The sequence below is a fragment of the Limnothrix sp. CMB-01 genome, from assembly GCF_055193175.1.
Window position 1 is genome coordinate 1,812,269 of the sequence record NZ_CM143720.1, and the last position, 25,009, is coordinate 1,837,277.

22 protein-coding genes and 2 pseudogenes are annotated in these 25,009 nt (G+C 52.6%); 15 read left to right on the forward strand and 9 right to left on the reverse strand.

Annotated elements, in window-relative coordinates; genetic code table 11:
- Window positions 1-11 precede the first annotated feature (11 nt).
- On the reverse strand, window positions 12-1,397 hold the full coding sequence (locus ACZA91_RS07600) for an ATP-binding protein (protein WP_463185820.1): 1,386 nt from the start codon (window positions 1,395-1,397) through the stop codon (window positions 12-14).
- A gap of 731 nt (window positions 1,398-2,128) precedes the next feature.
- Between ACZA91_RS07600 and ACZA91_RS07605 the strand changes: the two genes are divergently transcribed.
- Window positions 2,129-3,295, forward strand: a complete 1,167-nt coding sequence (locus tag ACZA91_RS07605; protein ID WP_463185823.1) for an FIST signal transduction protein — start codon at window positions 2,129-2,131, stop codon at window positions 3,293-3,295.
- Between the two features lie 7 nt (window positions 3,296-3,302).
- A complete protein-coding gene (locus ACZA91_RS07610; protein ID WP_463185827.1) occupies window positions 3,303-4,382 on the forward strand; it encodes a sensor histidine kinase in 1,080 nt (359 codons plus the stop codon).
- A 175-nt stretch (window positions 4,383-4,557) separates the two neighbouring features.
- Here the strand turns inward: ACZA91_RS07610 and ACZA91_RS07615 are convergent, their stop codons facing one another.
- Together ACZA91_RS07615 and ACZA91_RS07620 are read right to left on the reverse strand one after the other, a co-directional pair.
- Window positions 4,558-5,538, reverse strand: coding sequence for an arsenic resistance protein (locus ACZA91_RS07615; protein WP_190532960.1), 981 nt, complete (start codon window positions 5,536-5,538; stop codon window positions 4,558-4,560).
- 272 nt (window positions 5,539-5,810) lie between these two features.
- Window positions 5,811-6,251, reverse strand: coding sequence for a DUF302 domain-containing protein (locus tag ACZA91_RS07620; RefSeq protein ID WP_463185833.1), 441 nt, complete (start codon window positions 6,249-6,251; stop codon window positions 5,811-5,813).
- Window positions 6,252-6,411: 160 nt separating this feature from the next.
- Between ACZA91_RS07620 and ACZA91_RS07625 the strand changes: the two genes are divergently transcribed.
- The 9 genes and pseudogenes from ACZA91_RS07625 (at window position 6,412) to ACZA91_RS07665 (ending at window position 11,503) form a co-directional block, all read left to right on the forward strand.
- Window positions 6,412-7,734 carry an NAD(P)/FAD-dependent oxidoreductase gene (locus ACZA91_RS07625; RefSeq protein ID WP_463185836.1) on the forward strand — a complete coding sequence of 441 codons (1,323 nt, stop codon included), beginning with the start codon at window positions 6,412-6,414 and terminating at the stop codon, window positions 7,732-7,734.
- Window positions 7,735-7,759: 25 nt separating this feature from the next.
- Window positions 7,760-8,089: an ArsR/SmtB family transcription factor gene (locus ACZA91_RS07630; RefSeq protein WP_393011373.1), complete on the forward strand. Its 330-nt coding sequence runs from the start codon at window positions 7,760-7,762 to the stop codon at window positions 8,087-8,089.
- Entirely contained in the window at window positions 8,074-8,673 is a 600-nt protein-coding gene (locus ACZA91_RS07635; protein WP_463185838.1) for a Tll0287-like domain-containing protein, read from the forward strand. The genes ACZA91_RS07630 and ACZA91_RS07635 overlap by 16 nt, the downstream gene beginning before the upstream one ends.
- 135 nt (window positions 8,674-8,808) lie before the next feature.
- Entirely contained in the window at window positions 8,809-9,051 is a 243-nt protein-coding gene (locus tag ACZA91_RS07640; protein ID WP_393012574.1) for a hypothetical protein, read from the forward strand.
- 57 nt (window positions 9,052-9,108) lie between these two features.
- Window positions 9,109-9,273 (forward strand): annotated as a pseudogene (locus tag ACZA91_RS07645) (element excision factor XisI family protein); the annotation flags it as partial.
- 78 nt (window positions 9,274-9,351) lie between these two features.
- Window positions 9,352-9,708: a nucleotidyltransferase family protein gene (locus ACZA91_RS07650; RefSeq protein WP_463185841.1), complete on the forward strand. Its 357-nt coding sequence runs from the start codon at window positions 9,352-9,354 to the stop codon at window positions 9,706-9,708.
- Window positions 9,709-9,750: 42 nt separating this feature from the next.
- Window positions 9,751-10,164 carry an element excision factor XisH family protein gene (locus ACZA91_RS07655; RefSeq protein ID WP_463186407.1) on the forward strand — a complete coding sequence of 138 codons (414 nt, stop codon included), beginning with the start codon at window positions 9,751-9,753 and terminating at the stop codon, window positions 10,162-10,164.
- Window positions 10,152-10,487 (forward strand): element excision factor XisI family protein, encoded by a 336-nt coding sequence (locus ACZA91_RS07660; RefSeq protein WP_463185843.1) that lies wholly within the window; start codon window positions 10,152-10,154, stop codon window positions 10,485-10,487. Before ACZA91_RS07655 ends, ACZA91_RS07660 begins: the two co-directional genes overlap by 13 nt.
- A 380-nt stretch (window positions 10,488-10,867) precedes the next feature.
- Complete coding sequence (locus tag ACZA91_RS07665) at window positions 10,868-11,503, forward strand: hypothetical protein (RefSeq protein WP_463185845.1); 636 nt, start codon at window positions 10,868-10,870, stop codon at window positions 11,501-11,503.
- 230 nt (window positions 11,504-11,733) lie between these two features.
- Here ACZA91_RS07665 and metH read toward each other — a convergent pair whose 3' ends face one another.
- Complete coding sequence (gene metH, locus ACZA91_RS07670; protein ID WP_463185847.1) at window positions 11,734-15,342, reverse strand: methionine synthase; 3,609 nt, start codon at window positions 15,340-15,342, stop codon at window positions 11,734-11,736.
- A gap of 295 nt (window positions 15,343-15,637) precedes the next feature.
- A complete protein-coding gene (locus ACZA91_RS07675; protein ID WP_463185849.1) occupies window positions 15,638-18,655 on the reverse strand; it encodes an S-layer homology domain-containing protein in 3,018 nt (1,005 codons plus the stop codon).
- 354 nt (window positions 18,656-19,009) lie between these two features.
- Between ACZA91_RS07675 and ACZA91_RS07680 the strand changes: the two genes are divergently transcribed.
- Both ACZA91_RS07680 and ACZA91_RS07685 read left to right on the forward strand, forming a co-directional pair.
- Window positions 19,010-19,588 (forward strand): hypothetical protein, encoded by a 579-nt coding sequence (locus ACZA91_RS07680; RefSeq protein ID WP_099531474.1) that lies wholly within the window; start codon window positions 19,010-19,012, stop codon window positions 19,586-19,588.
- A 15-nt stretch (window positions 19,589-19,603) separates the two neighbouring features.
- On the forward strand, window positions 19,604-21,109 hold the full coding sequence (locus tag ACZA91_RS07685; protein WP_463185852.1) for a DUF3685 domain-containing protein: 1,506 nt from the start codon (window positions 19,604-19,606) through the stop codon (window positions 21,107-21,109).
- A gap of 109 nt (window positions 21,110-21,218) precedes the next feature.
- On the opposite strand, the gene ACZA91_RS07690 is transcribed toward ACZA91_RS07685, so the two are convergent.
- The 3 genes from ACZA91_RS07690 to ACZA91_RS07700 all read right to left on the reverse strand — a co-directional run bounded on the left by ACZA91_RS07690 (window position 21,219) and on the right by ACZA91_RS07700 (window position 23,023).
- Entirely contained in the window at window positions 21,219-21,683 is a 465-nt protein-coding gene (locus ACZA91_RS07690; protein ID WP_463185853.1) for a YggT family protein, read from the reverse strand.
- Between the two features lie 128 nt (window positions 21,684-21,811).
- Window positions 21,812-22,564 carry a pirin family protein gene (locus ACZA91_RS07695; protein ID WP_463185855.1) on the reverse strand — a complete coding sequence of 251 codons (753 nt, stop codon included), beginning with the start codon at window positions 22,562-22,564 and terminating at the stop codon, window positions 21,812-21,814.
- 204 nt (window positions 22,565-22,768) lie between these two features.
- Entirely contained in the window at window positions 22,769-23,023 is a 255-nt protein-coding gene (locus ACZA91_RS07700) for a CDGSH iron-sulfur domain-containing protein (protein ID WP_463185857.1), read from the reverse strand.
- Window positions 23,024-23,431: 408 nt separating this feature from the next.
- Between ACZA91_RS07700 and ACZA91_RS07705 the strand changes: the two are divergent.
- A pseudogene (locus tag ACZA91_RS07705) lies at window positions 23,432-23,761 on the forward strand (winged helix-turn-helix transcriptional regulator); the annotation flags it as partial.
- A 389-nt stretch (window positions 23,762-24,150) separates the two neighbouring features.
- On the opposite strand, the gene ACZA91_RS07710 reads toward ACZA91_RS07705, so the two are convergent.
- Window positions 24,151-24,606, reverse strand: a complete 456-nt coding sequence (locus ACZA91_RS07710; RefSeq protein WP_099531468.1) for a Fur family transcriptional regulator — start codon at window positions 24,604-24,606, stop codon at window positions 24,151-24,153.
- Window positions 24,607-24,723: 117 nt separating this feature from the next.
- On the opposite strand from ACZA91_RS07710, the gene ACZA91_RS07715 reads away from it, so the two are divergent.
- Entirely contained in the window at window positions 24,724-24,867 is a 144-nt protein-coding gene (locus ACZA91_RS07715; protein ID WP_463185860.1) for a hypothetical protein, read from the forward strand.
- Window positions 24,868-25,009: the final 142 nt, after the last annotated feature.

Below are 25,009 nucleotides of genomic sequence, written 5' to 3' on the forward strand. Positions count from 1 at the left end.
CCAGTCCTGATTTAGCCCTGCATTTCTTCGGCTTCCAGCAAAATCGGGTTCACTTCAAACCACGATTCACCGGCTTCTAAATATTCAAAAACAAACCGCTTATGAATCAGTTGATCATAGCCATCCGCATCACTAACCTTGTTGCCCCGACTACGCACGGCCCGCAACAATTCCCACTCCGGATCACTGAGGGAGAGTTTCATTTCATTGCGGTGCGATCGAATCACTTGCTCCAGAGTCGATCGGGTCAGGGGCAAGCTCATTTCCTCCTGAATCCAACTGTTCAGTAATCGCAGCAAATCTCGGGCATGGCCGCCGCTGGCTTGGCAGAGCCGATCGAGCGTGGCCGGCTCATCCACCACCGCTGCGATCGCCATCTGCCATTGGGTCGCATCGCCCGCCGGGTCAAAGGCCGCATCTGCCCGCAGCAACACCATCTGCCGCAACAGTTGTAGCCCGGCCTCGTGCGATCGCCCATCGCGATGACGCACCGGAACCATCGGCAACACCTTGGGTTCTTCGGGAAACTTTTGGGTTAATAAGCCATAGCTATCATCAAACCGCAACCGCAACGGCATGGTGTAAATCAGGTGGCAATTCAGCGCCGACAGCAGATTGCCCCGCTCCACAAACAGATAATTTTGTTGGGGATAACCATTGGGTAATAGGCGGTTATCAATTTTTTCCAGGTTATCAACAATCACCACCAAGCCCTGGAATCCTTTAGCTTTGAGTTGGGCGATCGCCGGTTCAATCAGTTCTGCATTAATCGCATCTCGCAGTTGCCCAGTTTGCGACCCCAAAAACTGATGGAGTTTCTCGCGCAGCTTGGGATTGTCTTTGGTTTTAGCGGTGACTTTGCCAATCAAAAAATCTAGGGAAACTTCGCCTTTGTTGTTACCAGAAACTTTCAGACCTTGGGGCAAACCGGGGATTTTGTCGGAACCCAATTCCAGATTGCTCAACTCAAATTCCGTGGTGAGAATCCGTGCCGCATCATCGAGAATTTTGCGAAATCCTTTGGGTTCACCGAGATCGATATTGTCCAAACTTTGGCTGATTTGCCGGGCGATCGACAGCAACACATCGCCCGCGTCCACATCGGTCATTTCCAAGTCGCGATCGACCTGAAAATACACCACATGGAAGCGATCGCCGCGCAAATCCTTCACCAATCGCTGCAACTCCGTGGATTTGCCACAGCCCACATGGCCCGTAAACAGGGTACAAGTGGGTTGGTCGGGACTCAGAAACGAGATCCGATTACGAATTTTCTTAATAATTTCGCCGCCACGCACGGGCGCAAAGTCCACATAGAGTCGCGCATCGTTGGGATCAGCCACATTCAGGGTTTGGCTGGGGTCTGTAGCCCGATAAAAGGCGCGCAAATCGGTCATGGCGGCAGATGTGAGAACGGCATTGCTTCAACCATAGCCCACTGATCCGGGAGAGATGCAATACCTTTCACCCCCGACACGATCGCATTTAGTTATTAACAAGTGATGCCATGGAGTATTTGACGATCGGGTGGTAAGCAACGATCACCGTGGTGGCCTGCCCCGGATAAAGCTGCTTGTTCTCATTGATCTATTATTAAGTGCAGATTAATTAAATATTAAATCCATGTTAATCAAAGCAGCCCAGCCGCTACAGACCTTCCATAACAGCTTCACCCAGCCTATGCAGCGAAACAGCCACGACCCGTGATCGCGCCGAGCCAGAGGGTAAATTAACCCGCCTCAGCCAAAGCCCCCATCACAAGCGCCACCCATCAGCCAGGCGATCGCATCGGGTCAGTTATTTCATATTTCAGAACCGCAACCCCTAGATGGAAATCATCCCGAATTTGCGGTTTAATGCATAGTTGTAATGCCTGAATAGCTGGTAATTATTTATACATTCGCCATGCAATTATTGATCAGACCGTAATAACGACGCAGAGCGCTAAGCCAAATGTGCTCTCCATTACAGATTAAGCAGCGCATTTATTATTTTTTGCTCATGAAACTTAACTTGATCGTCAGTGTCGGTCAGGTAATAATTCCTGTTGAAAGATGACTGACATCGTAAAGCTTTCAGGACAATCAAGCTAATCACGTTGATCAGTCCCCTTGCAGAGGAAAGACACATGCTCAAAACAGTTCTTGGTCATAGTGATGATCCTGACTCCCAAGATGCTATTGAAGAAGTGCTAGAGCAATGTACCCGTGAATTGGCAGGAATGCTGCCCAAGGCAGGATTGTTATTTGCGGCTATTGATTTTGATCATGCCTTAATTTTACAAAAAATCAATCAGGTTTTCCCGGGTTTGCAACTCATTGGTTGCACCACCGATGGAGAAATATCTTCAATTTTAGGGTTTCAACAAGACTCGCTGACCCTAACGCTATTTTGCTCAGACACCGTAGAAATTTACGCGGGTGTGGGTCGCCAAACCGAACAGGACGCGATCGCCGCTGCTCGCCAGGCCGTGCAGCAAGCCACCGAAAAAAGCCTAACCCCCGCCAAACTCTGCATCACAGTTCCAGCCAGTTATACGGCTGATGGTTCAACAACCAGCGGCGAGCAAATTTTGGAAGGATTGGAGCTAGCTTTAGGGAAAAATGTCCCCGTTGTGGGTGGAACCGCAGGCGATCAGTTTCGGTTCCAGAAAACCTATCAATTTTTTGGAACAGAGGTCTTCACCGATGCTCTGCCGGTTCTGATTTTTGCTGGAGATTTGCGCTTTTCCCATGGCACTGGCTGCGGTTGGCAGCCCATTGGCTCTAAGAGCACGGTCACCAAATCTCACAACACAGTTTTGTATGAAATTGATGGTCAATCGGCGCTGAACTTTTACCAAAAATATTTGGGCGATCGCCCTCCTACCGCAGAGCATCCTCTCTATGTTTATGAAGGAGATAGCGATCGCTGCTATCTCCGAGTTCCCAACACTTGCGACTTAGAAACAGGCAGCATTAATTTTTTGGGAAATATTCCCCAAGGCGCGATCGTGCAGTTGGCTGAAATTAGCCGGGACCAAGTGATTGCTGCCTCTGAAACTTCTTTCAAGATGGCCCTAGACAATTATCCTGGAACCGAACCAGAAGCAGTGCTGATCTTTTCTTGTTGCTGTCGTCGTTGGCTGTTGGGAACAAGAGCCAAGGAAGAATATGATTTAGTTAAAACTGCGCTGCCCAAAGTCATGCCGATCGCGGGCTTTTATACCTACGGCGAGTTTGCACCACTTCAACAACAGGGTTCTAATTACTATCACCAAGAAACTTTCGTCACTCTGCTTTTAGGCACAGCATAAAAGTCCTATGGAAGCCAATGCTGATCAGCAAAAGCTACGAGAGTTAGAGAAAAAAGTACGGGTTCTCACGAAAAAATTAGAGCGTTCAGAGGCTGATCGACGACAACTGGAAGATGCGAGCGAAGAGAGAGAACGTATCCTTAAAGTTGTTATTCGAGACTTTGAACTATCCCAAGCCAATCTAGAACATCGCACTCGCGAACTAGAGGTGGCGCTGAGGGATCTCAAGCAGTTACAAGTCAAACTAATTGAGTCTGAGAAAATGTCAGCCTTGGGTGTGCTGGTGGCTGGCGTTGCCCATGAAATCAACAACCCCATTAATTTCATCCATGGCAATTTAACTTACATCAAAACTTATACTCAAAATTTATTAAAGCTTGTTACAGCCTATCAAAAATATATTTCTAGCCCCATTCAAGAATTACAAGACTTGAGTGAAGAAATTGATCTTGACTTCTTGCAAGATGACATGATTAACATTCTCAGATCAATGCAAACTGGGAGTGAGCGAATTCAGAAAATTGTGCTCTCGTTACGCAACTTTTCGCGGTTAGATGAGTCCAAATTCAAAGCAGTTGATATCCATGCAGGAATGGATAATACTCTGATGATTTTGCAGCATCGGCTTCAAGCAACGGCAACTCGCCCGGAAATTCAAGTTAGAAAGCAATATGGCAACTTACCTCCAGTGGAGTGCTATGCCGGATCGCTCAATCAAGTGTTTATGAATTTGCTGAATAATGCTATTGATGCGATTGAAGAAGCCAATCAAGCCTGCACTGATCAAGAGCTACAGCATAATCCTCATGCAATTTGGTTACGCACAGAAGTTAATGGTCAAGATCAAATTAAAATTACGATCGCTGATAATGGCCAAGGAATTCCTGAAGAGGTGCAATCACGTATTTTTGACCCTTTCTTTACAACAAAACCCGTAGGTAAAGGTACAGGTTTAGGACTTTCCATTAGCTATCAAATTATTACTGAGAAACACAAAGGCAAATTCTACTGTCACTCAACAAAGGGGGTGGGCACGGAGTTTATGATTGAAATTCCTGTGCGGCAACAGTCCCCAACCTCTCGATAACACAATAGCGCTGTGGCGATCGATCGCACTCCAATACAGCAAGCGATCGCCCTTTCACTGCCGAAGATTGCACCCATGAAAATAGGCACAATCTCCAATTAACTGGTAACTAACCTCGCGAAACACTTGGCGATCGATTTATACTGCCCTCGATCGCCTCAAAACAGCCCAGTCGCTACAGACCTTCCGCTACGGGTTTGCCAAACCAGCGATCGCTTAGTTTCACATACCAAGCCGCCGCTTGCACCTGAATGATGTAGCTCATAGAAATAATCAGAGCAATTTCAGCGCCGGCCTTAGCCCCAAATACTGTCATGGCGATGGCCAGAGCGATCGACAAATTGCGCATCACCGTGCCATAGACTAGGGCGATCGCATCTTCGCGCGAAAACCAGACTTTGCCCACCACCGTGCTCAACACAAAGTTGATCAGATAAATCAGCACCAACGGCCCGAAATAGCCCAAAAACACCAGTGGTGAAGCCACAATTGCCTTGGCCTTCAGGGCCATTGCCACAAACACAATTCCCAGCACGCCCAGGGTTGAAAAGACCGGAAACTTTTTCTTCAGGTTCCCCTCATACTTTTGTTTTCCCACCGTTGAAATCAGCACTTTTTTCGTGACCAAACCTAAAATCATGGGCAAAAACACCACGATCGCAATTTGCTTAAAGGTTTCCATCAAAGGAATTTCAATAGCTCGTCCCAGCAAAGCTTGAGCATAGAGCGGAGTGGCTAGAGAACCTAAAATCAAGCCGATCACGGTCATTTGAATTGCGGCTGTTAGGTTTCCCTTTGCAAAGCCTGTCCAAGAAATGGTCATGCCGCTGGTGGGAAGTAATCCCGTTAACAGCAACCCTAGCCAAATCAGTGGTTGATCGCGGAAGAAGAGCCAGCCGATGCCATAGGCTAAAAAGGGCACAACTCCAAAGTTAATGAATTGGGCGACCCCTTGCAGCTTCCAGTTTCCCCCGGCCACTAACTTGCCAAATTGCAAGTTAATCATCATCGGGTAAACCATTAAGAAAGTTAGGGGAACAATCAGATCCTTGAGACCGCTGGGGTCTGTTGCTAAGCCAAATAGAATTCCGACAATCATGCTGATTGGAACTGACCAAATCAGTTGATTTTGCAACAGTGATAGTAATGTCCACATATGCATTTTTCTCCGATTTGTTTTTCTCCAAACTCTGAATCTTGGCGTGATCAATCTCCCAGCGGTTGAGTGATGAATTATCAACCCTGAAAGTCATTAATCCTGAGAATCATCAATCCTGAAAATGGTCAAACTTTAGGACTGAATGCTTGGGGCAAATTCTTGAGACAGCCTGAAGCCTTGTTTGGCGGGCCACGCCCTGCCCGATCGCCCAATTGCGATGCAGTCTCATTCAGGTTCAGGCTTGCCCCAAGGGTTTCTGAGGGAGGCGATTAAAGCTGCTCCATCACCTTGTCCATCAGGGTTTTCGCTTCCAGAGCAATCCCCTTTGCGCCGGGGTTTTCGAGGGCCGCAAACATGACTGTGGGGTCGATCGCGGACACTTCCACGGCTCCGCCCTCTTGTTCTTGCACCACCACGTTGCAGGGATAAAAAACGCCAGCTTTGTCTTCCGTTTGCAAGATGCTGTAAGCAATGCGTGGATGGCAGGCTCCCAAGATGGTGTAGCGCCGGAATTCCACATCGAGTTTTTGTTTAAAGGCCGCTTTGGCATCAATTTCCGTCAGCACTCCAAAGCCTTGCTGTTTCAGGGCTTCTTTGGTGTGGGCAATGGCTTCATCAAAGGACAAATTCAAGACTTTGCTGAGGTGATACATCCGAAAAAAAACTCCGCAATGGGGGATGAGGCGGCGAGGGGTGGCTCGGTCAGCCACGGGAACCGACCGGCGACCAGGAATCAATCAACAGGGGGTCAATGTAAGGAGCGATCGAACTGGTCGGTTGAACCTTGGGGGTGCGATCGGGCCTTGCCGCTTTCTGTATAATAAACTATATAACTAAATAAGCAAGTATGAAACAAGGGAGCACCCGGCAATGGCACAGGTAATCGTGATCGGCGCAGGATTAGGCGGCTTGCCCACGGCCTATGAACTGCGACATTGGCTCAAGGGCGGGCATCAAATTACCTTGGTGTCTGACCGTCCCCAGTTCACCTTCATTCCGGGCCTGATTCAGGTGGCCCTGGGCAAAATTCCCCTGGAGCATGTGCAGCTTGATGTGGCTTCCCTCTGCAAGCGCCATGGGTTGGGGTGGGTGGACAGTGCGGTGGTGCGGGTGGATCCCGATCGACAAACGGTGCAACTCGCCAATGATCAGGTACTCTCCTACGACTACTTAGTCATTGCCAGCGGTCCTTCGTTGGCCTTTGATGAAATCCCCGGGTCGGGGCCCCACGGGGGTTATACCCAGTCTGTTTGTAGTCCGGCCCATGCGCTGACAGCCCGGGAGGTCTGGGAAGCTTTTCTGGAAAATCCGACGGATTTGGTGGTGGGAGCTGCGCCTAAAACCGGTTGCCTGGGCCCGGCCTATGAGTTTGCGTTGTTGGCCGATGAGGAATTACGTAAACGCGGCCTGCGCGATCGGGTAACGATCACCTACATCACGCCGGAACCCTATGCGGGCTATTTGGGCCTGCCGGATCTGTACATGGCTCGCGAGCTAACGGAAGGCGTTTTGGAAGAACAGGGGGTGCAGGTGGTGACCGATGCGGCGATCGCCCGAGTGCTGCCCGATCGGGTGGAACTCAGTGATGGTCGCCAATTTCCCTTTGGTTACGCGATGATTTTGCCCGCCTTCCGAGGTGCGGAATACGTGCAGGCTTCTGGGCTAGGGAACGATCGGGGCTTTATCTCGATCCTGCCCACCCAGCGCCACCAAGACCACGAGCGGATTTATGCCCTGGGGGTGAGTGTGCATCTAGAGCAGCCCTATCACACACCTGTCCCGATCGGGCTGCCCAAAAGTGGTCAAATGACCGAAGCCATGGGCGCTGCGGTGGCTTACAACATCGCCGTGGACTTGGGAGCCTTGCCCAGTCCGCACCAAATTCCCACCCTTGAAGCCCTTTGCTTTGCGGAGTTTGGCCAAACCGGCATTGCTTATATTGCTGCTCCCATCTTGCCCGATCCTGCCAATGGTCAACGACGCTATTCCTACGCCACCCGAGGCGCTTGGGTGAATTGGGCAAAAGCCGCCTTTGAACGCTACTTCCTACTCAAAATGCAATGGGGAATTGGGCTACCCTGGTTTGAACTGTGGGGGCTGAAGCTTTTATTTGGTCTTTCGCTCCTGCGGCCCGTAACCCAATCTGTTCGGCCAAACCTTGGCCCCAATCTTCATGCCCCGCACCACACCTGATTCTGTGTTGAACTTGTCGGCTGAAATGGCTGCTGCTGCTGCCAATCCTGATTTAGATCGGCTAGCTGACCTATTCAAATTGCTGGGCGATCGCAGTCGATTAGGAATTCTTTGGCGCATTTGCCAAGGTGAGTGCAACGTAACTGAAATTAGCGAGTCAACCAACCTGAGCCAAGCCAATGTTTCTAAGCATTTGCAAATGCTGCGAATGGCTCGAGTGGTTGCTTGTCGGAAGGAAGGAAATGCCCGAATTTATTTCCTTTCGGATCCGAAGTATTTAGGACTTTGCGCTCAATCGTTGATTGATCTTGCAACGTTTTCCCCACCGGAGATATCCACATGCGACGAATCCTAATGTTGGGCATCGCTTTCATTTGGGCGATCGGTCTGAATGGCGCGATCGCCCCGACGGCCCAAGCCAATACCAGCCCCGATCAGTTGGCCAAAGCCGTGGAAGCCATTGAAAATCTCGATGCCCTGCGATCGGGACTCGCTTCCACCTTGGAAGGCAAAACTGAACCCCCCACCGCCGAAACCATGAAAACCGTGTGCAAGCCGGTGGGGATGGAAGCCAAACGGATCGCCCAGACGGAAGGTTGGCAACTGCGCCAAGTTTCCCAGAAGTATCGAAATCCAGAACACCGGCCCCAAAACGCCACAGAATTGGCGGCCTTAGAACAGTTTTCAGCTAATTCCGAACTACAAGGCTTGTGGCAGCGTGGCCAAGTGAATGGTCAGCCCGGAACGCATTATTTTCGCCGCATTAATGTATCTCCCGGTTGCCTAGCTTGTCATGGGCAAAAATCGCGTCGGCCCCAATTCGTAGCCAACAACTATCCCGAAGATTTGGCTTACGATTTCAAGCCCGGTGATTTACGGGGAATGTACGCCACTTTTATTCCCGATCTAACGGCTGCCTTGAATGAATCCGAGTCGTAATGTTCTGTTTGCTCTGGCTGATGTGTCAAGTGTTGAAGGGCTAATTGGATTCTGGGTTGAAGTTTAGTCCTCAAGCCTTTTCAAAGTATCCCCAAGTGTTCCAAAACACCCCCAAATCATTAGGAGAGAAGGATAATGCAGATTCAAACGCTGGTGACCCATGACATGACTTTGATGAGCGATCGCACCAGTGTGACGATCGTGGGAAAACGGATCTGTCATTTAACGAATGAGGTTCATTTGAGCTTTGCGTTGAAGCAGCCTCAAGCCTTGGATGACTGCTTGGGGCAAACGGAATCGCTGTGTTTGGTGATGTCTGATGAGGACGCGCGGCTATTGGGGCGATCGCTGTTGGATTTGGTAACAACGGAGGATTAAATTAGGCCACAGGGCGATCGACCATTGAGACCTATTGCTCGATCGGCTCGATCGTCCACAATTCACATTGATCTACAACAAGGTAAAGTCTGGATTCAATATGACGGCACAGAAGTTGGGGTTGCCAACGAGCTAGTTGAGCGTGGAATTCCCAAAGAAGAAATTGTGCTGGCTTATCACTCACCCCTCATGCGCCAATATGATGGCTTTGCAGTGAGTTGACTAGCAATAAGATTTTCACGCATGACATTAATCTAACCCTGTAAACCATTGAATTAGAGACAACAGAGACGACGATTAATGACTACACGGCAACTCAATCCTAAACTGCAATCTCGATTAGGGATTACTCCAGAACAGCTTGCTGAGTTTTGCCAACGATGGAAAATGGTTAAACTCGCGCTCTTTGGCTCTGTTCTCCACGACGATTTCCGACCCGACAGCGACATCGATATTATGGTTGAGTTTCATCCAGAAGCTCGCCCCACATTCAGCACCTTAGACCGTATGGAAGCAAAGCTGAAAATTATGTTCGATCGGGAGATTGATTTAATTACCCGCCAAGGAATTGCCAGCAGTCGCAACTATCTACGCCGCCACGAAATTCTTTCTTCTGCTCAGGTGATTTATGCAACGGGATCTGCAATCTCTGCTTAACATGCTGCAATCCGTCGAGGGGTGTGGTGTCGGAGGTGGTCACTGATGGCAAAAGATCTGTTTCACCATATTGTCAAGTCAGCCCTGATGGCTGAGGGCTGGGAGATTACCCATGATCCTTTTCCTGTGGACTATGGTGATGTGCAAATGCAAATTGATCTGGGGGCAGAACGCTTACTTGCGGCTCAACGCGATTCCGAGAAAATTGCCGTCGAGGTCAAAAGCTTCACTCACCCCTCAGCTATTTCCGAGTTCCACACGGCTGTCGGTCAATATTTCAATTATCGCCATGCGTTGCGTGCTCAGGAAGCGCATAGAAAGTTATATCTAGCTGTACCTAGTCAAATATATGATCAGTTTTTTAGACTTAAATTTGTTGAAGAAATTGTGAAAGAGCAGCAGATTTTGATTGTGGTTTACAACATCAAAACCGGAGGGATTCAATGGATAAACTAGAACGCTATCGGAAAATCATTCAAGAGGTTCTGGTTGAACATAGTCAGATCCAGCCTGCCTATGGCGAAATTCAGATGAAGTTGATGTTTGATGTGGAGCGCGATCGCTATCAACTGCTGCGCACAGGCTGGCTTGAAGAACGCCGGGTCTATGGCACATTAATTCACATTGATCTAGAGCAAGAAAAAGTTTGGATTCAATATGACGGCACAGAAGTTGGGGTTGCCAACGAGCTAGTCGAGCGTGGAATTCCCAAAGAAGAAATTGTGCTGGCTTATCACTCGCCCCTCATGCGCCAATATGATGGCTTCGCGGTGAGTTGACGATCAGTAGAACGCTTATACGCATCGTGAAGCAAGCCTTGTAGATTATCACTCTCGATTGTCTTGAAATTCAGTGAGAGTAGCAGTAGGGTGGACATTGCCCACCTATACCTACAATCCATCGCTAATGCAATCTGATCGCACTGTGGGAAGAAGCGATCATTGTTTTGTGGATGAGTGCTTTCTGGCTGGATAGCGGTGGGCATTGCTCACCCTACTCACTGAAGCAATTTGATTATGATTTGGGAGCAGATGATTGTTACTTTGAGAAGTAAGTGCTACTATAATTAGGTGACACTTAGTTATATCCACTCTGCAAATTTTCAAACTTATATTCCGATCAAAATTGATTTATTGATACTTGTGAATAGGAGAAAATAATGACGAAAGCAAAACGCAAAGGTGGAAAAGGTTTTGGTCAACCTTCCAAGCTAGATGGACTTGGAAAAACGTTTGATTTTGAGGGACTAGCTAAGGGTAATTTGATTTTGATGACAAATATAATTGCAGACGATGATGCAGTGGTTGGTGATATTTTCACATTATTAAATTATAGTGACCTTGTTGGCGGATTGGCGAGTTTCAAAACAGTTATTAATCTTGCATCTGACTCTTCCATTATTTATATGGCGAGGCGAAGACAGCTTGAAAATGGAGCAGGTTTACTCACTCTTACACCAAAAAAATATCGCCTACTCTGGGGACTGACTGATGAGTCTGATGGTGAAATTATTTTTAATTGGTGGACTCTACCTGAGTTGAAAGTCGTTCAAGAGCGGAGCTATATTTTTGGGGGCAGTCGAATTCTTGCCCATGTATCAAAATGTTTAATCAACCTTCCCAATAATCGATTTCCAATTATTTGTCATGCTGTTCCATTTACTTCTGTTAGTCAAGAAATGAATTACGCTCACTTGATATTTACTGTTTCTTTTGATCCTGAAAAAGCACTAGGATATCGACAAGTTCATCTCCTTGAGCAGGAAACTGAATCATTAACAAATCCTAGTTTGTAGGGTAGTCCATGTACACCCATAGCCCATACCGAAGCAATTTGACAATGTTTCGAGAATAGGTAATTTTTGCTTTGAAGAGTAAGTGTTACTTGACTTGGATAATGGTGGGTCTGGTCTACTCTACAAGCTACAGTTTTCATTACCCAAAAATTGACTCTGATCTACTTATTACTCAATAAAAAGGGACTGAGAAAAATCTCAGTCCCTGGTCATTCAGGTGAAAATTGCGCCTACGCGGTGAAGTACTTCGCGATCGGGTGGTAAGCAACGATCGCCGTAGTGGACTGCTCCGGATAAAGCTGCTCGCTCTCGTCCATATACATGTTGATTCGATCGGTTTGCAGCAACTGCAACTGAATCAATTGATCCTGAATATTCGGACAAGCCGGATAGCCAAAGCTGTAGCGCGATCCCTGATAACGCTGGGCTAAAATGTCCCGCAAACTATCCGGTTCCTGCGCGCCAAACCCCAACTCCCGACGGATGCGAGCGTGCGTCCATTCCGCCAGTGCTTCCGCCGTTTGCACCGCCATCCCGTGGAAGTACAAATAATCGGAATATTGATTCGCCCCGAATAGTTTTTGAGCGTATTCCGTGGCAATTTCGCCCACCGTCACCGCTTGCATCGGGAACACATCAAAGATGCCCAACTCCTTCGGCGCAAAGAAATCAGCAATGCAAAGGCGACGCAGGGAACCTTGGCGCGGAAACTCAAATTGGGCGATCGGCTCCAGGTTGGTTTGCCCCGCACTGACTGCTTCCGGGTCGTAGATATAGAGCGTATTCCCCTCCGCATTGCAGGGGAAATAGCCATAGATCACCTGCGGTTGCAACAGGTTTTCCGCTAGCACCTTGGCTTTCCATTCCGCCAAAATCGGCCGCACTTTGGCATCAATAAAGGCATCGTAATCCTCGCGGGATTGCTCCTTCGGTTTGCGGAATTGCCATTGACCGACGAACAAGGCTTGCAGGTCGAGATAGTTGAACACCTCCTCGATCGCAATGTCCGATGGGTTCAACAATTGGCTGCCCCAGAACGGCGGTTGGGGGCGATCGATATGCGGATCAACCGCGTCCGATCGCCGCGTGTCAATCACCTTTGGCTTCTCGGCTTTAGCGGGTTTTTCGGCCGCATCGTCGCCATCTGCTTTAGCTTGGCCATAGCGACCCAGCGCCGCCGGATCATCGGCAAATTCCCCTAAAAAGCCCTGGAAATCATCCCATTGTTCAGCGGCTTTCGCGGGCATCAACTTATCCATAAAGCTGAGATCCGAGAAGGCATCTTTGCCATAGATCACCCGACCGCGATAGGTCTTTTGGCAATCTTCATAGACAAATTTCGGCGTGAGGGCCGCGCCGCCCAAAATCACGGGCACGGTAATGCCGCGATCGTTGAAGGTCTCCAGGTTTTCCTTCATAAACGCCGTCGATTTCACCAACAAACCGCTCATGGCAATGCAATCGGGCTTGTGTTGCTCGTAGGCATCAATGATGTTTTCCACGGGCTGTTTAATGCCCAAATTAATCACCCGATAGCCATTGTTAGTGAGGATAATATCCACCAGGTTTTTGCCAATATCATGCACATCGCCCTTGACCGTGGCGATCACGAAAGTCCCCTTGGCGTTGTTGCTGGTTTCGGATTTCTCCATGTGCGGTTCCAAAAAGGCCACCGCCGCTTTCATGGTTTCCGCCGATTGCAACACAAAGGGCAATTGCATTTGACCCGAGGCAAACAATTCCCCCACCACCTTCATCCCATCCAACAGATAGGTGTTGATGATTTCTAGGGGTGGATATTGGGTCATCGCCTGTTGCAAAATGGCTTCGAGACCCAACCGTTCGCCATCGATGATGTGGCGTTTCAGTTTCTCTTCTAGGGAGAGATTTTCATCTACACCCGCTGCTTTTTTGGTGGTGGCTCCTTCAAAGAGTTGAGTTAACTGGGTCAGGGGATCGTAAACACAAACATCCCCCTCAAACCGGCGGCGATCGAAGATCAAATCGCGACAGACTTCCTGGTGTTCTGGCTCAATTTTGGCTAGGGGCAAAATTTTGGCCGCACTGACGATCGAGGAGTCCATTCCCACCTGCATACATTCATGCAGGAACATCGAGTTCAGTACCTGCCGCGCCGCCGGATTCAGACCAAAGGAGATGTTGGAAACACCGAGCAAAATGTGGCAGCCGGGCAGATTTTCCCGAATCAAGCGAATTGATTCGATCGTGGCGGCTCCGTTTTTGCGGTCTTCTTCAATGCCGGTGGAAATCGGCAAGGCCAGGGTATCAAAGAAGATTTCATGGGCGGGAATCCCAAACTCCACCGCTTGCCGATAGGCTCGCTGGGCGATCGCGAATTTCTTTTCGGCGGTGCGGGCCATCCCGTCTTCATCGATCGTCCCGATCACCACCCCAGCGCCGTAGGTTTTGGCCAGCTCCAGCACTTTCAAAAAGCGCTCTTCACCGTCTTCATAGTTGGTGGAATTCAGCAAACATTTGCCGCCGGCCACTTTCAAACCGGCTTCCATCTTTTGCCATTCCGTGGAGTCCAACATCAGCGGCAAAGTGACATTATTCACCAGCCGTGAAACTAACTCCCGCATATCCCGTTCGCCATCGCGGCCCACATAGTCCACGTTCACATCCAGCACGTGGGCTCCTTCGCGAACTTGGGCTTTGGCCAGGGAAACCAGCCCATCCCAATCTTCCGCATTCAGCAGTTCGCGGCATTTTTTGGAACCGCTGGCGTTGAGCCGCTCACCCACAATCAAGAAGGAATTATCTTGCTGATAAAGCTGCGTTCCATAGATCGAGGCGGCGGCGGGTTCGTAATGCAATGGGTTGCGATCGAACCGGCCCGGTTCCAAGTTTTCAGGAACCCGAATCTCGCGGGCTTTCGGTTGCAAGGATTCGGAAATACCGACCAATTCCTTGATGTGATCGGGGCGCGTACCGCAGCAGCCGCCCACCACTTGCACGCCCCAATCTTCCACAAATTTGTGCAGGGCCATCCGCAATTCCAGCGGGGTCAGGCGGTAGTGGGCATGGCCGCCGACGTTTTCCGGTAAGCCCGCGTTGGGAATGCAGGACACCACAAAGGGCGATCGCTCGCAAAGGTAGCGAATATGCTCCGCCATCCGATCGGGGCCGGTGGCACAATTCAACCCCAAAATATCGATCGGGTAGGGTTCCAAAATCGCCACCACGGCGTTGATATCCGTCCCGACCAACATCGTGCCGGTGGTTTCCATGGTCACCGAAACCATCAGCGGAATCCGCGATCCTTGCTCGGCAAAAACCTCTTCGATCGCGTTCAGTGCTGACTTGATTTGCAACACATCTTGGCAGGTTTCAACAATCAACAAATCAGCCCCACCATCGATGAGGGCGCGAGCCTGTTCCGCGTAGGCCGCTTTCATCGTGTCGTAGTCAATGTGGCCCAGGGTCGGCAACTTGGTTCCCGGCCCCATGGAACCGGCCACAAAACGCGGTTTTTCTGGGGTCGAAAATTCGCGGGTGAGTTCCTTGGCCAGTTCCACAGCCTTGCGGTTAAGGGCATAGGCTTGGTCGGCCAAATCGTATTCCGCCAGGACGATCGATGTGCCCCCAAAGGTGTCGGTTTCGATCACATCTGCGCCCGCCTTCAGATATTCCCGATGCACATAGGCCACGGCTTCCGGCTTGCTTTGCACCAAATACTCATTACACCCCTCATACTGCGGGCCGCCAAAGTCATCGGCCGTCAGGTTCTGCGCCTGGAGGAGCGTCCCCATGCCGCCGTCAAAAACGATGACCGGACGCGAAGGGTGATGCAACCGTTCCAAAAAGGGATGAGTCATGGTCAGGGATGGAGCAGCAATTGGAATGCGAATGGGTTGGGGCGTGGCACTGTACTGTTGACCAGCGCGGTTGATTAGCCCATGGGGCCAATGTCCCTATTGTGCCGGATTTGGCCGAGAGGTCTAGGCCCGGCGTGATTTCCACAACCAGGGAGCACCGATCGCCCAGGAGGTCTAAACAGCCCAAACCGCCACCGGGTGAGCCTCATCAATCAGCAGAGACCAGATGCTCAAGCCCTGGCCCCCAGGCCTACGAGGACTTGGCCAATCACCCAGGCAACTCCTCAGACCACTTCTAAGACAATCGCCCTTCAGCGATCAGGGCCTGGTGAATGAAGCTGGCCAGGTCGGCGCGGGTGGTGGGTTGGTTGGGATTCAGGCGATCGGGACTGGGTTGCCCTTGCAGGATTTGGCGCTTGAGGGCAGCGGCAATTTTGCCCTGCACGGCGCTGGGAATTTCGGCGCGATCGTCCAGCACTGCCAAGCCTTCGGGGGACTCATCGGGCCAAGCCAGCCCCCCGGCCAGGGCCGCGGCCAACTGCCAACGGGGCACACCCAACTCGGGGCCAAATCGATCGGCATCCATCCCCGAGAGGAACTGACCCCGGTAGGCGCGATCGATCGCCGCCGCCGCCCAATAGCCCGATGGCACATCTTGAAAGACCTTGCCCGATCGCCGATCGCCTGGATCAAAGGCTTTGACCAACACCGCCGCCAATTGGGCCCGGTTAATCGGCTCATCGGGATGGAACGAGCCGTCCTCGTAACCGCTGAGAATGGCCTGTGCCGCCAGGGTATTGATGAAGGGGGCGGCCCAATGGTCGGTGATGTCGCTGAAGGCGCTGCTGGCCGGATCACTGTTGGCGTTGTTGCTGCCCAAATCGACAATGTAGGGCGATCGCAGGGCGCTGGCCAGGCCCTTGGTGACCAGGGCTTGGTAAAGGAAGGCGGACACTTCGCCCCGGGTGATGGCCCGCTCGGCTTCCAGGCGGGTGAGGTCGGGATAGTTCACCACCATGCGCCGCACCGTGGCCGTGGCGATCGCGTCGCGGGCAAAGTTGGGAATCCGAATCGCATCGCTGTAATAGCTCAAAACACTCAAGGTTCCCCCCGTCAACCCCAGGCCATTCACCAGGGCGACCAACGCTTGGGCCCGGGTGAGGTTGGCATTGGGCTTAAAGCTGCCGTCGGGAAACCCTGCCAGCAATCCGCGTCGATAGCATTGGTCGATCGCCCCGGCGGCCCAAAAACTGGCCGGCACATCCCAAAATTTCGCCCCCGATCGCAGGTTAGGCAAACTGGGAAAAGCCTTCACCAACAGGGCCGCAAACTGCCCCCGCGTCAGGTTGGTGTTGGGGCGAAAGGTGCCATCCTCCTTGTAGCCGCTCATGATTTGCCGTTGGATCAACTGGCGAATAAACGCTTCGGCCCAATGGCCCGTCACGTCATCCCCCAGCGGGCCAGGACTGGGGGTTGGGCCAGGACTCGGAGCCGGACTGCCGCCGCCCGCCCGTCTTCGGGCCTCCAACACCGCCTTGTAAGCGTTCACCTTGCCGTAGCCAAACCACCGGGAAAACCCGCGACTGTCATAGGAACCGTAGCGAAATCCAAACTGTGGATCGGCGTTGGTGTCCACAATTTTGTCCGCCGTTGATTCCAGAATTTGTTTCACTTCCCGCGCCGTCAGGTTGGGATTCGCGGACAACACCAGGGCCGCCACACCCGCCACCACCGGGCAAGCGCTGGATGTGCCCCCAAAGTCGGCGGTGAAGTCCGTGCTGCTGTAGCCCGCTGACCCCAGGCGATCGGTCGTGAACACTCCGGCTCCGGCCAGGTTGCTGGTCACCTGGGGCGGAGTCAGAATTGCGCCGGTTTCCGGCAACCAAATTCCCGGCGGTGCATTGTTGCTGGGGGCGCAAACGGAAATGTTATCGCCCCAATTGCTGTAGGCGGCTTTGCGGTTCAAGCTGGTGGAAGCGGAAACGGCAATCACGTCCGGGTGGGCCGCAAACCCGGACAGCCATTCTGTGGATCCCGACAACACCTTGTTGGGCCAACCCTGCTCATTCACCGTGCCATTCACGGGCCGGTTCGCGTTGCCGGCCGCAAACACAATTACACAGCCTTTGCCGTTGCGGCCCTGGGTGGCGGCTCGGTTAAGGGCCGCTCGCTGCCGGGTGGACAGGGGAAAGTAAATGCTGCCTGGGCCCCAGCTACAGGAAACCACGGCGGCCCCCCGGGACACGCACCAATCAAACAGTTCTTCCACCGCTTGGTCATCTAAATAGCCGGTGGTGCGAATGGGCATCAAGGCACAACGGGGAGCCACGCCCACAATGCCGCTGCCGTTTTCTTCGGCCACGGCAACCCCAGCGCAGGCGGTTCCGTGGCTGTCGTCCCGCGTGCCGGGCAGGGGGTTAAAGTCGTTGTCTTTAAAGTCTTTGGGGCTGACAATTTTGCCGGTTCCCTGAAAGTCCGGGTGGCTGAGGTCGATGCCATCGTCGGCGATCGCGATGATGATGGATCGATCGCCCCGGGTAATGTCCCAGGCTTTTTCCGCATCGATGTGGGAACCGGCGGTGATGCTGCTGCCCCCATTGTTTTGCAAATACCACTGGGAACTGTAAAACCCATCCCGTGGCCGGTAGAAGGGCTGGCTTTCGAGGATGGCGTTGGGTTCGGCGCTTAGAACGGCCGGATTTTCCAGCAGGGTGTTGGCAATTTTCAGGGGGTTGAGGGGCGTTCGATCGCTCAGGCGATAGATAAACGCATTGGGAACGCCGTCCAGGGGTTTTACCAACACCAGCCCCAGGCCTTGGGCGATCGCATCCACCGCCTGGGCCACCAGGGTGGGATGGAACACGATCGTCACCTCATCCCCCAAATAAACCCTTGTGGCCCCCTGGCCTTGGTACTGATAAACATGGCTCACGTAGTCAAAGGCTCCCGATCGGCGAGCCTCATCCATCACCGAATCCAACTGGGCCGGAGCCACCAGCAACTCCACCAGGGCCACGCCTCGCCCCAGAGGTCGCACCTGGGTTACGTCCGGCAGACGGGTGGGATCGATCGGCTGGGCGGCTTTGGGGCGCACCACGAAGCGATCGGGCACTTTTTCTAGGAGGACTTCATCTCCGCCCCGTTGCAACACCAGGCCCAGAAACTGGGGCGGCACACCAACGGCCCCCACAGAGTCCAAATCGGACGGCACGGGATGAGAAGAAGGTTGCAAATCCGCCACGGGGAATATCTCCTGAAACAGGCTGGAAACAGGCTGGGAAGCAGATTGCCCTGAAGACGACAGGGGGGTCATCGACGGCGACGGAAATCAGCCAGCCAGAATGGTCAATGCCGCCACCAATCTAGGCTGATCGGGCGCGGAGGGGCCCAAGGGCGATCGAACCTTGTCGTAGAATAGAGCCGATTTGACCAAAGTAATGGATACAAGCCTCGCCCTTGGAGAGTGGCTTGATCCCAGTCGCGGGCGGGCAGTCCGAGACTCAAAACGGACGCAGAGGCCAGCGTGAATCCAGTTCGCTGGTGGCGGCCCATGAAGCGTCAACCCATGGTCTAGTCGAGCAACCTCGGTTGCTTGGTTAGCACCAGAATCCCCACGCCTTTGGGGTGGGGAGGATGTCAAGCGGCTCCTAATCAATCCACCCAGCCCATGCTAGCCCTTCGATTCCCCCGGTTGCTGCGTGTTGTTTTTCCCTTGTTGGCAGTTGCCGCGCTGGCCCCCAGCGTGCGGGCCCAAGAAACGAATTTGCCCGATGCCACGCCAGCTAACCCTGAACCGGCGGTGGTTCAAGCAACGGGACTGTTGAGCATGGCCGGCGGTCAACGCTTGATGGACGAAGCTGCCCGCGCGATCGAGTCCCAAAACTACGGTTTGGCTCAACAGCGCTTGCAGCAAGCTCGACAGGTGTTTAACCAGTTGTCGAACTTCCATCAGCAATTGTCTGGTGCATTTTCCGCGATCGACAACCGCATTTCCCAAGAACAGCGCAAGAACGCCCTTGAAGCGGCCCAAATGCGCGATTTATCGACCTATCAGCTTGCCTTGGTTCACCGGGCCCAAAATCAACCGGAATTAGCCATTCCTCTGTTGGTGCAGATTGTTTCGAGCCAAAGCCCCACGCGAGATTTGGGAACCAAGGCCTATCAACAACTGGCGGAGCTGGGCTTCATCAGTCCGGGGGCCCTGCGTCCAGCGCCCGCACCGGCTCCCGCTGCCACACCTCGCTAGTTGGGGTAGGGACAATTGAGCCGACCGCCAGCCCTCAGCAATCGGCAGCGCTGGTTCCAATCCCAGTGGCTGGAGGTTGATCGGGCCCTACGAGACGGGGCCACGTTGGCCCAACGACGCGATCGCCCTTGGTGGGATCAGTGGGTCTTGGCGGGCCGGCAGCGCGAGTTGCGGGCGGCCCGCTCGGTTTTGGGCTGGCTGGCGGGCGGCATTCCCGACCCATCGATCAATATCGATCCGACCAATCCGACCAATCTGGATCCAACCAATGTGGATCCAACGAATCGGGGCGGGAGCGGCTGGGATCCAGAGGACGATACGGCATCGTCAGCATCGGTGCTCAATTCGCCTTTGGGTCGATCGGCAACGCGCCCGATTAACCGCCCACCAACGCAACCGACCAATTCAGCCGCTAATCAGGCTGCGGGTGGGGCCAATCCATCGGCCAATGCGCCACCCAATCGCCCAATCGGCTTCGGAGCGATCGACTCCAGCCGTAATCCACCCCCACCCCCTGAGGATCCGGCGGGTGGTTCCACACCAACCGCCCTAGACCTGACCCTTTGGCGATCGACCCTCTTTGACGATGCGGTGGCCCGGCTGACGGTCGATCGACTGGTGAATTTGACCGGTTCCCCCCTGGAAATTGAAATTTTGCATCCCGATCGCCGCCGGGAACTGTTGGCCCTGGTGTTGCGGCGGGTGGAACGGGGTCTGGAGGAAGTGCGCCGCGATCGACTGCGGGGCGATCGGCTGCTGGCCCAACAGGAAGCCTTGTTGCAAACCTGGTGGGTTCAGCTTCTGGATGACTTTTTAGGCGACTGGCTCACGGAGCGCTCAACCCTGCGATCGGGCAGTGGGGCCTTGCGGCTCCAACGTGATCGATTGCTTCAGGATTGGCCGATCGTGGCCACAGACATTCTGAATCGCGCCGTGGAATTGGGCCCCCTGCTAGAGCATCTGCTGTGGGGTCTGCCCCTAACGGTGGATGGGGTGACGGTGGAGGCGGGAACCGGGGCCGCCCTCGATCGGGCCAGTGCCCTGCTGCATAACCTGGTGCTTTGTTTGGCCTGCGCCGTGGTGCAACCGGTTTTGAATCGCTATGGCGATCGGGAAGGCCTGAAGCTGGCTCTGTTCGATCGGCGCTGGTTGCCCACCCGGGAAGTGGAACGGTTTCGGAATGACCTGGCTTGGAAATATCGAGTGCAACGCTGGGTCAGCGAACCCAAAGCCATCTACGAAAGTCGCTATTGGCTGCTGACGGCCAGCGATCGGGGCATTGTGGCCCTGCCGGTTTATGCGCCCCGCAACCAGGAGTGGCGGGCCCTGTCCGGTGTGCCCTTGGGGGTCACGTTGCTGATTGAAGCCCGCGACGCGATCGCCCCTCGGGTGCGGGCCACGGTCACCCTGGCCGGTCGTGGGGCCCTGATGGTGCTCCAGGCGATCGGCCGAGGCCTCGGCTTCATTGGCCGCGGCATCATTCAAGGATTGGGCGATGCGCTCGATCGCCGCAAGACTTGATGGATCGCGAGTCAAGACTTTTCTTTGGGGCTGCCGGATGGGCATTGCTCCCCTGCGACCCAACGCCCTCGATCGCTCGCCTTCGATGGTCATCACTGGCCCCGATCGGCTAATCCGACACAATCTTCAGCAGCCGCACAAACAGCACCCCCAACAGGGCATAGGTCAGCATCGCCACGATCGCATTCAGATCCAACGCATTGAACTGACCAAACCGAAACACCGGGAATAACGTTGAAAAGGGGCCAATGTAAGGACTGGCCAAAAACTCAATGCCCTGAGCAAAGGGACTGCGGGGATTCGCTCCCGTCAATTGCAACAGGAATCGCATCCCAATCAAAATTTCCAGGGCCACAATCAGGTAATAGGTTCCCTGTTGCACCCGCCGCAACACCTCATTGCGCCGCGCGATCGCCATTTGCCGGGCCTCTTCCCGCAAGCGGCGCTCCTCCGCCCGCAACTGCACTTCATAGAGCTTGCGGGCGTAGTCTTCGGGGGGCAGTTGGTCACCCGGCAGGCTATCAGCGCCCGGTTGAGAGGGGCGATCGTGAAACGGATTGCCGTTGGTGCTCATGGATTCGGGATCAGGCCCTAAAAACAGCGATCGAATCCATGCAATCGTTTTGCGGCTCCGTCGTCAAGCGATCGCCCCTCCGAATCCATGATCCACGCAGCGGCCATTGGCTCGGCCTTAAGCCAGCCTTAAGCCAGGTCAAACAGCAACAGCTCCGCATTCTCGGAAGCCGTAATTTCCACCTGCTCCAGGGCCGTGATGGCCGCCGCGTCGCCCGCCTCCAGCGTCACCCCATTCAGGGCGATCGCCCCACGAGCCACCTGCAACCATCCGCCACGCTCAGGGCTGGCAAATTGATGCACCACCCGATCGCCCGCCGCCAACGAGCTGGCAAAAATCAGCGCATCCTGATGAATCGTCACCGAGCCATCGCGACCATCGGGCGAAGCCACCACTCGTAACCGCCCCTGCTTGTCTTCCGGCGCAAAGAACACCTGCTCATAGCCCGGTTGCAAGTTGTTGCGATCGGGCAAAATCCAAATTTGCAACAGGTGCAGCGGCTCCGAATCCGACGCATTAAATTCGCTATGCAAAATGCCCGTTCCGGCGCTCATCCGTTGCACATCGCCCGGCCGAATCAGGGAGCCGTTGCCAATGCTGTCCCGGTGCTCCAGCAACCCACTCAGCACATAGGTCACGATTTCCATGTCGCGATGGCCATGGGTGCCAAACCCTTGCTTGGGGGCAATCACATCCTCATTGATCACTCGCAACGTCCGAAATCCCATGTGATTGGGGTCGTAGTAACTGCTGAACGAAAAACTGTGATAGCTATCCAACCAACCATGATTGGCATGGCCCCGATCGCCCGATCGCCGAATCGTGATGTTGCCCGCAGCGGTCAGGGCGATCGAGGCAGCAGCAGAAGACGAAATAGTCATGGCTCAATTACTCCACTGTTCAACCTAATCAAACCCTGCAAAATCCAGAAACGCAAAACTCAGAAACGCAAAATCCAGCAATCAGCAAATCACATCAACAACCGAAACCACTGGTAACGCCGATTCACCTCAGGATCATGATCTGATCAGCCTTTGACCATTTCAATGCACCGAAAAATCAGCCATTTTTACCGAATTCGAGTCCTAATGAGCCACCAGCGGCTGATGAGAACCATCACAGAAAGGTGAATTTTGAGTTTGCTTGCAATTACAAATCGCGACCTTCTTCGTTTCTGTCACCTCAAAGGCGAAGGGCGTGAAGCTCGTTCCTTGGTGGGAACCATCGCAGAATTTCTTAGCAGCCGATCGACCACAAGTACACCAGAAATATTTTCCCGGTGTCAGTTCAATCACTTCAGGCTTTGTATCAGCAATCACAGCCTCATTAGAAGCAGTCATGCTTAAAACTCTCTCTCGGTTCAGTAAACTAGGCGATTGAATTGATCCTAGGGGCTTCCCTTGGCAGCAACAAGTACGCACAAAAAAGTGCGGTAGTTACCAAAAAGAAACCACCCGGCCACTCAATCAACGCAATCAACCGAATTAACTAATTCAATGAAGAGACCTAAGAATAGGAAAAGCTTGAGAATATTCTTAAGTCAAAATTCAATTTTAGATTTTCTTGAAAATGCAATTTCTAAGTGCAGTTTCTAAGTGTAATTTTTCAGCGCAGTTTCTAAAAAACTCAAGCGAGTATTCAAGGGCATATTCAAGAAACATTTCAACCATCAACTTGAAGAAATTGATCTATATTGCTTTTGATATGGTTTGCTATGGCTTCCTTCGCTGTATGAGGATCGATCGCCCATGATTACCCCGAATCCAGCACCCACCACAGGCTTCACGCGCCTCAGTTGTGCCGTTGAGACAACACTCAACATTATTGATGGGCGATGGAAAGTCCTGATTTTGCGCGAGCTATTTGCAGGAACCATGCGCTTTGCTCAACTGCGGCGAGCGCTTCAGGGCGTGACGCAAAAAATGCTGACTCAGCAGTTGCGGGAGTTGGAAGCCGATGGCATTGTTCACCGGCAAGTTTATCCAGAAGTGCCGCCCAGAGTGGAATATTCCCTCACGCCGCTGGGCGAATCCCTGTGGTCAGTGCTGGAAGCGATGCACAACTGGGGGCTGCACTATCAAACCGCCCAAGGCATCGCTGATCATCCGGTTCATGGGGAACCAGCATTGGCACGTTTGCCGATCGACTATGGCAATCCAGGCTATGGCGCTCAAGACTTAGACAATCAAGACTCTGGCGATCGCAATCTGGATGATCAAGACTCGATCGATTAGTTCACTCGATTAGTTCACTGGGTTCAGATAGTTCTCAGATAGTTCAAGGTGCTGAAACCGTTTTTATAGCCCCGAATCAATCAGGTGAACCAAAATTTAAGCCCCTAAAACAACCGAGTTTCAAAATACCGAAATTTCAGAACACCAAAGCCTAGCACGCCCGATCATAATCAAAGGTTGGCTCAATGGTTTTCCACTCAGCCAACCCCTAATTTAGGATCATCATTCACAGACTAAAGCGGCAAGAGTGATCGCTGACAGGAGGGGCAAATGGCGTGGATGGTTAACTGGCAATCGAGCAGATGGTAGCCCTCTTTTTCCGATTGCTTAATTCCCATCTTCAAAACCGAATCGTTCTTGAATTCGATCGTTTTGTTGCACTTGACGCAAATTAAGTGATGGTGATGATGGGGATAGGGCTGATTCAGTTCGTAGTGCTTGTGGCCTTCTGCTAATTCCAGTTCGCGCAAAATGCCCATGCGCGACATTAATTTCAGAGTTCGATAGATCGTAGAAAGGCTGATGCCTTGGTCTTGCTCTTCAAGCAAGTGATACAGATCTTCGGCGCTGAGGTGGCGACCTTCGGGCAGATCCTTGAAGACATTAAGGATCACTTCGCGTTGGGGAGTCATCCGCCAACCGCGCTCGTTTAACTCGGCTTTTAGGGACTGTGGTGTGTAGGAAAACATAGGGGTTGGCGAGGTTTGACCTGAAGCGTTTCCCTCTGCCAAATGGTAACAGGTACAAATGAGCATTTGCAAGAAGCTCGCATTATTGAGAATAAATCTTAAGTCGAGTTTCAGAGAATGGGTCGCTGGAGTCTTCCCGGGCCGATCGCCCTGACGATCGGGTTGACCATCAAGTTGTTGAGGGGTGGGGCTTTAGGGCGATCGCGCCGGAATCGGGCCGGGTCAATTGAAGGCCGATCGCCCCTTTGCAAAAGTTTATAGATCCCGAGGAATCAGAGCGATTAACTTGCGATTAAGGGCGACAACCACCCTGTTTAAATGCAGATCTTTGCAAATATGGGCGCGATCGGGACGCTAAAGCGACCAAAAAGGAGAAATTGCAGCGATCGCGCTGGCCATGGCT

Coding starts and splice junctions, on each gene's coding strand:
- ACZA91_RS07600 (WP_463185820.1), bottom strand. CDS start 1,397: ATGACCGATTTGCGCGCCTTTTATCGGGCTACAGACCCCAGCCAAACC.
- ACZA91_RS07605 (WP_463185823.1), top strand. CDS start 2,129: ATGCTCAAAACAGTTCTTGGTCATAGTGATGATCCTGACTCCCAAGAT.
- ACZA91_RS07610 (WP_463185827.1), top strand. CDS start 3,303: ATGGAAGCCAATGCTGATCAGCAAAAGCTACGAGAGTTAGAGAAAAAA.
- ACZA91_RS07615 (WP_190532960.1), bottom strand. CDS start 5,538: ATGTGGACATTACTATCACTGTTGCAAAATCAACTGATTTGGTCAGTT.
- ACZA91_RS07625 (WP_463185836.1), top strand. CDS start 6,412: ATGGCACAGGTAATCGTGATCGGCGCAGGATTAGGCGGCTTGCCCACG.
- ACZA91_RS07630 (WP_393011373.1), top strand. CDS start 7,760: ATGGCTGCTGCTGCTGCCAATCCTGATTTAGATCGGCTAGCTGACCTA.
- ACZA91_RS07635 (WP_463185838.1), top strand. CDS start 8,074: ATGCGACGAATCCTAATGTTGGGCATCGCTTTCATTTGGGCGATCGGT.
- ACZA91_RS07640 (WP_393012574.1), top strand. CDS start 8,809: ATGCAGATTCAAACGCTGGTGACCCATGACATGACTTTGATGAGCGAT.
- ACZA91_RS07650 (WP_463185841.1), top strand. CDS start 9,352: ATGACTACACGGCAACTCAATCCTAAACTGCAATCTCGATTAGGGATT.
- ACZA91_RS07660 (WP_463185843.1), top strand. CDS start 10,152: ATGGATAAACTAGAACGCTATCGGAAAATCATTCAAGAGGTTCTGGTT.
- ACZA91_RS07665 (WP_463185845.1), top strand. CDS start 10,868: ATGACGAAAGCAAAACGCAAAGGTGGAAAAGGTTTTGGTCAACCTTCC.
- metH (WP_463185847.1), bottom strand. CDS start 15,342: ATGACTCATCCCTTTTTGGAACGGTTGCATCACCCTTCGCGTCCGGTC.
- ACZA91_RS07675 (WP_463185849.1), bottom strand. CDS start 18,655: ATGACCCCCCTGTCGTCTTCAGGGCAATCTGCTTCCCAGCCTGTTTCC.
- ACZA91_RS07680 (WP_099531474.1), top strand. CDS start 19,010: ATGCTAGCCCTTCGATTCCCCCGGTTGCTGCGTGTTGTTTTTCCCTTG.
- ACZA91_RS07690 (WP_463185853.1), bottom strand. CDS start 21,683: ATGAGCACCAACGGCAATCCGTTTCACGATCGCCCCTCTCAACCGGGC.
- ACZA91_RS07695 (WP_463185855.1), bottom strand. CDS start 22,564: ATGACTATTTCGTCTTCTGCTGCTGCCTCGATCGCCCTGACCGCTGCG.
- ACZA91_RS07700 (WP_463185857.1), bottom strand. CDS start 23,023: ATGACTGCTTCTAATGAGGCTGTGATTGCTGATACAAAGCCTGAAGTG.
- ACZA91_RS07710 (WP_099531468.1), bottom strand. CDS start 24,606: ATGTTTTCCTACACACCACAGTCCCTAAAAGCCGAGTTAAACGAGCGC.
- ACZA91_RS07715 (WP_463185860.1), top strand. CDS start 24,724: ATGGGTCGCTGGAGTCTTCCCGGGCCGATCGCCCTGACGATCGGGTTG.